This is a genomic window from Pseudomonas sp. SCPG-7 (assembly GCF_002156405.1).
GTDB classification, from domain to species: Bacteria; Pseudomonadota; Gammaproteobacteria; order Pseudomonadales; family Pseudomonadaceae; genus Aquipseudomonas; species Aquipseudomonas parakoreensis.
In genome coordinates this window covers 315,217-327,939 of record NZ_MVOO01000005.1, presented here as the reverse complement: position 1 = coordinate 327,939, position 12,723 = coordinate 315,217, and the positions used below count along the sequence as shown (strand labels likewise).

Below are 12,723 nucleotides of genomic sequence, written 5' to 3'. Positions count from 1 at the left end.
GCTCAAGCCCCCGCCACGGCGGGCAGCGGATCGCCGATCACCACCCGCTCGCCTTCATTCAGGCCCTGATTGATCTGCACTTTGACGTTGTTGTTGATCCCGGTCTGCACGTTGCGCGACTGCGCCTGGCCCTTGGCGTCCAGCACCCGCACCGGAAAGCTGCCATCGGCATTGCGTGGCCCGAGCGCGGCCACCGGCACGGTCAGCACCGATTGCGCGGTATCAAGGACGATACGCACCTGCGCGGTCATCGAGATACGCAAGCGATGGTCGGGATTGGGCACCTCGAACAGCGCGTTGTAGAACACTGCGGTGTTTTGTTTCGGGGTGCCGGCCGGCGGCGTTTCGAGGAAGTTCTGCGGCGCTGGTTCAGTACCGCGCAGCTTGCCGTAATAGCGTTTGTCCTCGCCGAGAATGGTGAAGTACACCTGCTGTCCCGGCGCGATATGGATCACGTCCGCTTCCGAGACCTGCGCCTTGATGGTCATGGTGTCCAGATCCGCCAGTTTCAGCAGGATCGGCGCCAACTGGTTAGCGATCACGGTCTGGCCTTCCTGGGTGACGATGCCGACCACGTCGCCATCGATGGGTGCGACGATCCGCGTATACGCGAGGTTGACCTTGGCGGTGTCGATCTGGATGTGCGCACTCTTGATCTGCGCGTCCAGCGACAACAGATTGGCCTGCTGCACCTCGTAGTTCGATTGCGCGGTTTCAAAATCCTGACGCGAGATCGACGCGTCTTCCTGCAGGTTCTGATAGCGCTGGTAAATCGCTTTGGTCTGCTTGAGCTGCGCCTGCGTCGCGCGCTTCTGCGCCTGCAGGTTCTCCTCATCGACCTGCGCCTGCCGCAGGGTGTTCTGCAGCACCAGCGGATCGATTTCCGCCAACCACTGGCCCTTCTTCACCTTGTCGCCAACCTTGACCTTGAGCGACTTCAACTGCCCCGACACCTGGGCGCCGACATCCACTTGCTTGACGCCTTCCAGCAAACCGGTGGCGAGCACGGTGTTTTCGATGTCCGTGCGTTCGACCGGCGCCGTCTGGTATTTCGGCGCTTCGGCCGGGGCCTGCACCGTGTACAGCACCAACCCGGCCACCGCCGCCAACGCCAACCCCATACCGACTTTGCGCAACTTCGACTTTTCCATAAATAACCACAAGTCCGTTCAGGGATGGACCCGGCCAGCGGCCGGGTCTTGATAGAAAAACCACACTCAGGACAGCGCTTCGCCGACCGCCAGCGCCAGGCCGTCATGCCACCACGCGGCGAAACTGAAGACGTTGGGCGCCTTGAGAATCGTGAAGTGGTTGCCCGGCCCGTACCACACCGCCAGATCACTGACCTGCCGCTGCCAGCCTTCGAGCATCGCCGCCTGTTCGCGCTGATTGCCCCACTCGTCCAGCGTCGGGTCATCGACCAGCACCAGCCGCACCGGCCCGCTGTAGGCCAGACACGGCTGATAGACAGTGCGCAAGGCGCTGGCGAACGTGCGGACCGGGCCGTGCATCGCGTCCGGTGCCGCGCGCTCCGACAACACCCCGGCGCGCACCATGCCGGCGTGCAGCAGGCGCAGTTGTGTGCTGTCATCGGCGTTGGCGAAGGTCGCCGGATCGATGCCCAGCGATTTGCCACAGGACAATTGCAGGGTGTCGATCAGCCGTTGCAGCGCGGCAGTGGCCGTATACGGCTTGCCCGCCGTGCCGTCACCGCCCGGTGCTTCGCTGTCGATCAAGGTCAACGACGCCACCTCGCGCCCGGCCGCCTGCAATTGCGCGGCCATGGCATGCGCGACCCAGCCGCCGAACGAATGCCCGATCAGGTGCAGCGGCCCTTGCGGGTGGATCTGCTCGATGGCCTGCAGGTAGAACGCGGCAGCGGCTTCGACCGCGCTGTGGGGCACACTGACGCCGTCCAGCCCGCGCGGTTGTAGACCGATGATCGGCCATTCCGGGCCGATGGCCTCGGTCAGGTGAATGAACCCGGTGACACTGTCACCCGCCCCCGGCACGCAGAAAATCGGCGCATGCCCCGGCTGCCCGGTCTGAATCGTCAGCAGCGGTTGATACAGTGTCGGCTGCGGCGTCACCAGGGTTTCCAGCGCCCCGGTAATGGCCTGACCGAGTGCCTGAATGTGCGGATGCTTCATCATGGTCCGGTGATCGCCGGGGATGTCGATGCAACGCAGCAAGCCGATATCGAAGCGCTCTTCCCAGCCGCGAGTCGGGCTCGGCAATGACTGGCCGTCCATCAGTTCCTGGGCACGGAACAAGTGGATCGGCTGGCTCGCCGGGCTGACCCGGTAATGCGCCAGCGCCAGACGATGCGCCGCTTCGCGATCAAAGTAATGCCAGGCGTCCGCCGCGCTGACCGTGGCCAGTTCCGGGTCGGTCAGTTGTTGCGCCTGACAGCGCTGGAACAGCTCGGGGAAGTCCAGTTGTTCGACTTGCGCTTCCAGCGTTTGCACCGCCGCCAGCGCTGCCTCGCTTTCAGCACCGAGCATCAGCGAACGGCCACGGCAATGGCCGAGTAACTGGCGCTTGTCGAGGCCCTCGCCGCTCCACATGGCCTTGTCCTGAGCCAGCGGGTTCGGTGCGTAGCTGTCGAGCATGCCGATAAACTCCACCGGTTCATCGAGGCCAAGCAATTGCTGCGCGACCTCATGCGTCAGCACCCCGCCGAACGACCAGCCCGCCAGCCGATACGGGCCGTGTGGCTGTACCGCGCGGATGATCCCGACCATGCGCTGCGCCATGCACTCAAGCGTGCGTAATTGCGCTTGCCCCAACGGCACGCCGGGCAGGCCGTAAATCGGGAACTCGCCACCGATGTGCTGGGCCAGAGTCGGGAAGTACACGTCCCTGCCGCTGAATTCATGCAGCAGGAACAGCGGCGTACCGTGCGCCCCGCCGCGCACTACGACCAGCCCGTCAGGCTGACTGAGTGCCTCGTCCTGACTGAGCAGCGCGGCGGCAGACTCAATGCTCGGGTGCTGGAACAGCTCGGCCAGCGACAGTTGCAGCCCGGCCCGTTGCAGCAGATTGACCAGTTTCACCGCCAGCAACGAATGCCCGCCGAGTTCGAAGAAATTGTCGTGCCGTCCGACCTGCTCGACGCCAAGCACCTCGCCCCAGATCTGCGCCAGCGCGGTTTCGACTTCACCCTCGGGCGCCACGTAAGGCCGGTTGATGACGGCATCGGCCCCCGGTTCCGGCAGGGCCTTGCGGTCGATCTTGTCGTTCGGTGTCAGTGGCAAAGCGTCGAGCAGCACAAACGCGCCGGGCACCATGTACTCGGGCAAACGCTCCAGCACATGCCCGCGCAAGGTTTCCAACGATGGCGCGTCGATGCCGGCGCGCACGGTGTACCAGGCCACCAGACGCTCATCACGCACCATCACCACCGCTTGCCGAATCGCTGGATGCTCGATCAACCGTGCCTCGATTTCTCCCGGCTCCAGACGCAAGCCACGCAGCTTGATCTGGAAGTCGTTGCGACCGAGGAATTCCAGCTCGCCAGCGTGGTTGTAGCGCGCGAGATCCCCGGTGCGGTACAGCCGATCCCCCGGCACAAACGGGCTGTCGATGAAGCGCTCGGCCTGCATCTCCGGCAAACCGTGATAACCGCGCGCCACGCCGACGCCACCGATGTGTAACTCACCGCTGACGCCTTGCGGTACCGGTTGACCGTAGGCATCGAGCACATACAGACGGGTGTTGCTCAATGCCTTACCGATGGGCACCACGTTGTCCGGCACCGGCATGTCCGGCTCCAGCGTCCAGCCGGTGCTGTCCACGGTGGTTTCGGTCGGGCCGTAAACGTTGTGCAAACGCACCCACGGCAGGCGATCGCGCACTTGGCGGGCCAGCGCTGCACTGAGTTCGCCACCACCGTTGAGCACATCGGTCAGGCTGGTGCATTGCTCGACACCGTCCTGCTCGATGAACTGCTGCAACAGCGCCGGAACGAATTTGACTACGGTGACCTGCTGCTCACGAATGGTCTGCACCACATACGCCGAATCGCGGTTGCCATCCGGTCGCGCCAGTACCAGGCGCATCCCGGAACACAGCGGCCAGAAGATCTCCCACACCGAACTGTCGAAACTGAACGGCGCCTTTTGCAGCAGCGCGCCGTGCTCGGTTGGCGGACTGAGCTGCGAGCCCCAATGCACCATGTTGCAGGCGCTGCGATGCTCGATCATCACGCCTTTCGGCAATCCGGTAGAGCCCGAGGTGTAGATCATGTACGCAAGGTTCGAGGCGCTGAGACGCGGCACTGGCGAATCATGATCCGGCAGGTGCTGCCAGGTACTGCGGTCAAGGTCGATTACCGTGGCGGTCGCTTCATTGAACAACTCGCGAGTAGCGGTCTGCACCAGCACCGCGGTCGGCGCGCTGTCCTTGAGCATGTACGCCAGACGCTCCACCGGATACCCCGGATCCAGCGGCACATAGGCGCCACCCGCCTTGAGAATCCCCAGCAGACCGATCACCAGATCCAGCCCGCGCTCGACACAGATCGCCACCCGCGCATCCGGTTGCACACCGAGTTCACGCAAATGCCGGGCCAAGCGGTTGGCGCGCTGATTGAGCTCGCGGTAGGTCAGGTTGCCTTGCGCGGATTGCAGCGCGACAGCGTCCGGTTTGCGCCGCACTTGCGCTTCGAACAAGCCGTGCAACGGCTGCTCCAGCGGGCAATCAACCTCGGTGGCGTTGAAATCCACCAGCAAGCGCTGACGCTCATCCGTCGCCAGCAACGGCACCTGCGTCAACAGCACCTGATCATCATTGACCAACGCCGCCAGCAGTTGCTGGAAGTAGCCGACGAAGCGGCGAATGGTCGCCTCGTCGAACAACGCCGTGGCGTAGCGCAACGAACCGCGAATCCCGTCGGGCGAATCGCCAAGACTCAGTGACAGGTCGAATTTCACAAAATGGCTCTCGCCGGCCACGCCTTCCAGGGTCAGGTCGCCGAGGGTCAGGCTCGGATCGTCGTTGTTGTCCCAACTGAGCATGGTCTGGAACAACGCGCTGTGCGACAGACTGCGGACTGGCTTGCTGATGTCCACCACTTGCTCGAACGGCAGATCCTGATGCGCCTGAGCGTCCAGAGTCTGCGCCTTGACCCGCGCCAGCAGCGCCTCGCCGCTCGGCTCGCCCGAGGTGTCGATGCGCAGCGCCAGGGTGTTGACGAACATGCCGATCAGCCCTTCGATCTCCGCGCGGGTGCGGTTGGCCACCGGCGAGCCGATCACCACGTCGTCCTGCCCGGACAAACGACTGAGCAACATCGCCCAGGCGCTCATGATCACCATGTAGGGCGTCACCGCACGACGCTGACACAAGGCTTTCAAACCGGTGCTCAAGTGTTGATCGAGCAGTATGTCGACGCGGCTGCCGGAATAGTCCTGCTGCGGCGGACGCGGACGGTCGGTGGGCAGGGTCAGTAAGGCCGGCGCGCCGGTCAGCGTCTGCTGCCAGTAATCGCTCTGGCGCTGCAGCACCTCGCCACTGAGCCAGCGCCGTTGCCACACCGCGTAGTCGGTGTATTGCAGGGCCAGCGGCGGCAGCGGATCGTCCTCGCCACGGCTGAACGCCTGATACAACGCCGCCAGCTCACGGGTCAGCACGCCCATCGACCAGCCATCGGCGATGATGTGGTGCAGCGTCAGCAACAGCACATGATGGTCGTCGGCCATACGCACCAGACGTCCGCGCAGCAGCGCATCGTGCTGCAGATTGAAGGAGGCGCAGGCCTGTTCCTCGATCAGGCCACGCAAGGCATTCTCAGCCTGTGGGTGCTGACGCAGGTCTTCTACCGCCAGCAGCAAACTGCTCTCGGCCGGCAGAATCAGCACCTGCGGCTGATCGTCGATCTGGCTGAAGCGGCTGCGCAGGGTTTCGTGACGCGCAACGATGCGTGCCAGTGCCCGTTGCAGCGCGTCTTCATCCAGCCGACCACGCAGGCGCAGACCGACCGGGATGTTGTAGGCGCTGTGGCCGCCATCCATCTGCGCCAGGAACCACAGACGTTGCTGGGCGAAGGACAGTGGCAATAGCTGATCACGCGGTGCCGGCAAAATCTCCGGCAAGGTGCTGCGCCCCGCCCGGCTCAACACCTCGGCGACAGCGGCCAGCTCGGGGTTGGCGAACAACTCGGCCAGTGTCAGCTCGACGCCCAACTGCTGGCGCACCTGCGACAGCATGCGCATCGCCAGCAACGAATGCCCGCCCAGTTCGAAGAAGCTGTCGTGACGACCGACCTGTTCGAGCTGCAGCAAGCCAGCCCAGATCCGCGCCAAATGGTGTTCCAGCGCCGAGATCGGCGCGACATACACCCGGCTGAGCATCGCTGCCTGTGTCGGCGCCGGCAGCGCCTTGCGGTCGACCTTGCCGTTGTTGTTCAACGGCAGTACATCCAGTTGTACCCACGCGCTCGGCACCATGTATTCCGGCAGTCGCGCCAGCAACTGCGCGTGCAGGTCGGCGCTGTCCAGGCGCCCGGCGTGCGCGGTGTAGTAGGCCACCAGACGCGTGATGTCCTGACCATCGCGGCGCGCCAGCACCACCGCTTCCTTAATCCCCTGGCAGTTGAGCAGGCGGTTTTCGATTTCGCCCAGTTCGATACGGAAACCGCGAATCTTCACCTGATCGTCATTGCGCCCGATGCAATCGAGCTGCCCCGGTGCCAGCCAGCGTGCGAGGTCGCCGGTGCGATACAGCAGCGCGCCCGGCTGCTCGCTGAACGGATCACACAGAAACTTCTCGGCGGTCAGATCGGCGCGGTTCAGGTAACCCAACGCCACGCCCTGCCCGCCGATGTACAACTCGCCGGTCACGCCCATCGGCACCGGTTGCTGATGCGCGTCGAGCACGTACACCTGAGTGTTGGAGATCGGCGCGCCAATCGGCACGCTCTCGGCGTTTTCCGCCACTTCACGCACTTCAAACGTCGTGGCGTAAGTGGTGGTTTCGGTCGGGCCGTAGCAATGCACGATGCGCAGCGCCGGCGCCTCAGCCAGCAGTCGACGGAACGCCGCCGGGTCACCGCGCTCACCGCCACACAGCAGAATGCGCAAGCCTTTCAGCGCCTGCGGAATCAGCTGCACGTATTGGTTGAACAGCGCCGTGGTGACGAACAGCACGGTCGCCCCGGTTGCGCTCAACTCGCGGCCAAAGGCGTTCGGATCAAGCAAGGTCTGGTGATCGATCACCAGCACGCGCCCGCCATTGAGCAGCGGCCCCCAGATGTCCATGGTGCTGGCGTCGAACGCCGGATTGGAGGCGAACACCACGCGGTCCTGCGGGTTGAAATCGGCATAACCGTTGTTCAGCACCAGGCGGCCGATGGCGCGGTGCGGCACCATCACGCCTTTCGGGGTGCCGGTGGAGCCGGAGGTGTACATGATGTACGCCAGCGATTCCGAGGACTGCGCCAGGTTCGGGTTGTGCGTGGGTTGGCCGCTGAGGGTCAAGCGGTCAAGGTCGATGCGCGGCGCAGCGTAGTCGATGACTTCACGGCTGAGGGTCAGCAACGCCGCTGCCTGACAGTCCTCGACCATGAACGCCTGCCGCTCGCTCGGGGCATTGATGTCCAGCGGCACATAGGCCGCCGCGCACTTGGCAATCGCCAGTTGCGCCACCAGCAGTTCCAGCGAACGCGGCAGCAGGATCGCCACGTGATCGCCCGGCTGTACGCCTTGGCTGATCAAATGATGCGCCAGACGGTTGGCCTGGGCGTTCAGCTCAAAGTAGCTCAGCGAATGCTCGCCATGCACCGCCGCCACCGCCTTCGGATGCGCCGCTGCCTGCTGCTGGAAAATCCCGTGCACGGTCAGCGCTTGCGGGTATTCGCGCGCCGTGGCGTTGAAGTCGTGGAGCAAACACTGACGCTCAGACTCGGTGAGTAACGGCACATGCTCCAGCACTGTCTGCTCATTGTTGACCATCGCCGCCAGCAGGCGCTGCAAGTAGCCGACATAGCGCTCGACGGTCGCTTGATCGAACAACGCCGTGGCGTATTCCAGCGAACCGCGAATCACCCCGTTGACCTCACCCAGGGTCAGGGTCAGGTCGAACTTGGCCACCTGGCCCAGCGCGGCGATTCCTTCAAGGCGCAGATCGCCCAGCGCCAGGTTCGGCCCCACGTTGCTGTCCCAGCTCAGCGTGGTCTGGAACAACGGGCTGTGCGCCAGACTGCGCGCCGGCCGGGCGATTTCCACCACTTGCTCGAACGGCAGGTCCTGATGCGCCTGCGCCTCCAGCGTGCGCGCCTTGACCCGTGCCAGCAGCGTGGCCACGTTCGGTTCACCCGAGGTGTCGATACGCAGCGCCAGGGTGTTGACGAACATGCCGATCAGGCCTTCGATCTCGGCCCGGGTGCGGTTGGCCACCGGCGAACCGATCACCACGTCGGACTGCCCGGACAGACGACTCAGCAACAGCGACCAGGCACTCATCAGGGTCATGAACAGGGTCACGCCGTGCCGCTGACTCAGGGCTATTAGCCCGGCGCTCAGGCGCTCGTCCAGGCGTACTACGACGCTGCTGCCGGCAAAGTCCTGCTGTGGCGGACGCGGACGGTCGGTGGGCAGGGTCAGCAGCGCCGGCGCGCCGTCGAGGGTCTGCTGCCAGTAATCGCTTTGCCGCTGCAGCACGTCACCGCTGAGCCAGCGCCGCTGCCACACGGCGTAGTCGCCATATTGCAGCGCCAGTGGTGGCAATGGATCCGGCTGACCGTGACTGAAGGCCTGATACAGCGCCATCAGCTCACGGGTCAGCACGCCCATCGACCAACCGTCAGCGACGATGTGATGCACGGTCAGCAACAGCACATGCTGCTCGTCGGCCAGACGCAGCAGGCGTCCGCGAATCAGTGGATCGTGCTGCAGATCGAAGGCAGTCGCGGCTTCCTGCGCGAGCAGTGCCTGCACCGTGGCTTCGGCCTGTGGATCCTGGCGCAGGTCCTCCACCTGCAACAGCAGACCGCTGTCGACCGGTGCAATCATCACCTGCGCCTGATCGTCGACGCTGACGAAACGGCTGCGCAGGGTGTCGTGGCGCGCAACGATCTGCGTCAGCGCGCGCTGCAAGGCTTCGCCATCGAGTTGCCCGCGCAGGCGCAAGCCAAGCGGAATGTTGTACGCCGAGTTGCCGCCGTCCATTTGCGCGAGAAACCACAGGCGCTGCTGGGCGAAGGACAGCGTGCCGTCACACGGCACCGCTACGATCTGCGGTTGGCTACTGACCTGCGCTACGCACAGGCACTCGGCGACCGCCGCCAGTTCAGGGTTGGCGAACAGATCGGCCAGCACCAGCTCCAGCCCCAGTTGCTGACGCACCTGCGCGACCATGCGCATGGCCAGCAGCGAATGGCCGCCGAGTTCGAAGAAGTGATCATGCCGACCGACCCGCTCGACCTGCAGCACCTCGGCCCAGATCTGCGCCAGCGCGGTTTCCAGCGCGTCTTGCGGTTCGACGTATGCGCGGCTGAACAGCGCAGTCAGCTGCGGCTTCGGCAGCGCCTTGCGGTCGACCTTGCCGTTGGCGGTCAGCGGTAATGCGTCGAGCCTGACGAATGCCGCCGGCACCATGTATTCCGGCAGTTGCGCCAACAGCCGGGCGCGCAGATCGCCAATGCTCAGCGCGTCGCCCTGTTCGGTGAAATACGCCACCAGACGTGGCTGGCCGGGTTCATCCTCTCGGGCCAGCAGCACCGCGTCTTGAACGCCGTCGAGCTGATTGAGCCGGGTTTCGATCTCGCCCAACTCGATACGCACGCCACGGATTTTCACCTGATCGTCGTTGCGCCCGAGGTATTCGAGGGTGCCGTCCTCGCGCCAGCGCGCCAGGTCGCCGGTGCGGTACAGGCGTGCATTCGGCACGCTGCTGAACGGATCGCGCAGAAAGCGTTCGGCGGTCATCTGCGGATGGTTCAGGTACCCACGGGCCACGCCGGCACCGCCGACATACAACTCGCCCATCACGCCCAGCGGCACCGGGCGTTGCTGCGCGTCGAGCAGATACACCGTGGCATTGCTCACCGGTTTACCGATGTGCAAGACGTCGCCCGCCTCGATCAGGCCGGAGGTCGCCACCACCGTGGCTTCGGTCGGGCCATAGTTATTGATCACCCGGAACGGCTGGTTGCGGTTGAACTGGCGCAGACGATCGCCGCCGATCAACAGGGTTTTCAGGGTCGGATGCGCCGGCTCCTGACTGAAGGCGTACTCGGCCACCGGGGTCGGCAGGAAGCTCACGTCCAGCGGCTGCGCACGCCACCAGGTCAGCAGCGCGTCGATGTCTTCGTTGCCGTCATGGTTTGGCGCCAGATGCACGGTCGCGCCAACGCACAAGGCCGGCCAGACTTCCCAGGCCATGGCGTCGAAACCGAACCCGGCCAGGCTTGAAGTATGGCTGCCAGCGTGCAGATCGAAGGCCGCGCAGTGCCAGTCCACGAGGTTGCTCAGGGTCTGATGCTCGACCATCACGCCCTTCGGCAGGCCAGTGGAGCCGGAGGTGTAGATCACGTAGGCCAGGTGTTGCGGGGTCAGGGCCGGCAGCGACGGGTTGTCGATTGGCTCGTTTGGCCACTGGCGCAGATCAAGGTCGATCAGCGGCACCGACAATGCCGGCAGGCGTTCACGCAGAGCGCTTTGGCTCAGCACCGCGACAGGCGCACTGTCTTGCAGCAGATAGCTCAGGCGCTCCGCCGGGTGCGCCGGATCCACCGGCACATAACCGGCGCCCGCCTTGAGAATCGCCACCAGCCCGACCAGCGTATCGAGACCGCGCCGGGCGACGATGGCCACGCGGTCGTCAGGCTGTACACCCGATGCAATCAAATGATGCGCCAGCATGTTGGCCTGGCGGTTCAACTCGGCATAGCTCAGCGAGGCACCGGCAAACACCGCTGCCAGCGCCTGCGGCCGTTCAATGGCTTGCTGCTCGAAACGCTGGGCAATCGTCAACCCCTGCGGGTAATCGGCGCGGGTCGTGTTGAAGCTGTGCAACACCTGCTCGCGCTCCGCGCCCGGCAGGATCGACAGCGGTTCAAAGCCTTGATGCGGCGAGTGCTCCAGCGCCTCCACCAGCGCGTGCAAGGCGCATTGCAGATAGTCGCAAATGCGCCGCGCATCGATACCGGCACCGGCCAGTGCGGTCAGGCTGAAGCCTTCGCCGAGGTCGTCGACGCTAAGGGTCAGGCGGTAGTTGCTGTGCTCCTCGGCCTCGAGCAATTGCATGCCCTGCCAGGCCGCCCGGGCCTCGGCAGAACCGCCACCCGCCGAGGCACCATGACGGTAATTGAACAACGTGCTGAACAGCGGCGTGCTCGGCGCCATGGCGCTGCAATGCTGAATGCGCGCCAGTTGTGCGTGTTCGTGCTGGAGCAACTGGCTGAGTAATTGATGCGTCGCCAGTGCTGCGCCCTTGACGCTGTGCGCGCGCAGATCGATACGCAGCGGCAAGGTATTGATGAACACCCCGAGCGCCCGTTCGGCGCCCTCGCCGCCCTGCAAGCGACCGAGCAATACCGTACCGAACACCACGTCGTCACGACCGGACAATGGCCCCAGTACCTGCGCCCATGCCAGGTGCATCAGACTTGCAGCGCTGACACCCAGGCGCCGCGCCTGACTGCGCAGGTTGCGGCTCAGCATGGCGTCGAGGCTCAACCGAGCCTGCGTGGCCAGCCCTTCCTGCGCCGGGTTCTGCCCGTAAGGCAAGGTGGGTTCGTCGACGTCACCGAGCATCTCGCGGAAGAACGCTTCGTGCTGCTGGTCGCTCATCCCCGACAGGGTGTGCGCCACGTAATTGCGATACGGCACCGGCTCGGCCAGACGTTGCGGCTGACCGATCAGGAACGCCTGCATCTCGTGTTGCAGCACCTCCAGCGCCACGTGGTCCATGATCAGGTGATGGAACAGCAACAACGCCACCACCCGCTGATTGGCTGAATCCCAGGCGTGTACCACGCGCATCAGCGGCGCCTGATTGACGGCCAGGCGGTACTGCGTGGCGTCGAAGCGACGGCGCAATTGCTCGAGTACATCGCCGTTCGCGCCATCCAGTTCCAGCGCTTCGCACGCCAGCGGTGCCTCACGCCAGACCACTTGCACCGGGTCTTGCAGGCCGTCCCAGAACAGCGAAGTGCGCAGGATGTCGTGGCGCTGGATTACGTTCTGCAGGGCTTGGGTGAAGGTGTTCAGGCGCTGCTCGTCGGCAAATGCAAACTGCGCCTGCAACACATACGGATCGCCCTGTGCGGCGGACAAGTGATGAAAGAGGATGCCAGTCTGCAACGGCGCCAGCGGATAGATGTCCTGCACATTGGCCACGCCGCCGGGGATGCTGGCGACGATGCGGTCAATGCTCGGCTGGTCGAGCGCTACCAGTGGCAGCAGCTCGGGAGTGATGCGTGTGCAGTCCGTGGTGATGAAGTTGGCCGCGACTTCGGCCTCCGGTTCACCGCCCACCGCAGCGGCCAGTGCGGCGAGGGTCGGCTGGTTGAACAGCACGCGGATGTCGGCCGTCAGACCGGCGCGACGCATGCGCGCCACCAGATTTACTGCCAACAGCGAGTGGCCACCCAGTTCGAAGAAATGGTCGTGGCGCCCTACCCGCTCAACCTTGAGCAGGTCAGCCCAGAGCTGCGCGAGGGCGATTTCCACTTCGCCGACCGGCGCTTCATATTCACGGGCGGTCAGCGCCGCCAGATCC

General features: G+C 64.7%; 2 protein-coding genes (1 of these 2 only partly in view). Both read right to left on the bottom strand.

The features are described from left to right. Positions 1–2: 2 nt before the first annotated feature. The gene (gene macA / locus B1722_RS12810) at positions 3–1,151 is read right to left on the bottom strand and encodes a macrolide transporter subunit MacA (RefSeq protein ID WP_041067195.1); all 1,149 of its coding nucleotides are present in this window, start codon (positions 1,149–1,151) and stop codon (positions 3–5) included. Positions 1,152–1,217: 66 nt separating this feature from the next. Further along, on the bottom strand, positions 1,218–12,723 hold the 3' portion of the coding sequence (locus B1722_RS12805) for a non-ribosomal peptide synthase/polyketide synthase (RefSeq protein ID WP_086792785.1). It continues 6,317 nt past the right edge of the window; 11,506 of the gene's 17,823 nt are visible here — the last part of the coding sequence; its start codon lies beyond the right edge, outside the window; its stop codon occupies positions 1,218–1,220.

Bases quoted from the DNA above. Each gene is read 5' to 3' on its own strand.
- macA (WP_041067195.1), bottom strand. From the start codon at position 1,151: ATGGAAAAGTCGAAGTTGCGCAAAGTCGGTATGGGGTTGGCGTTGGCG.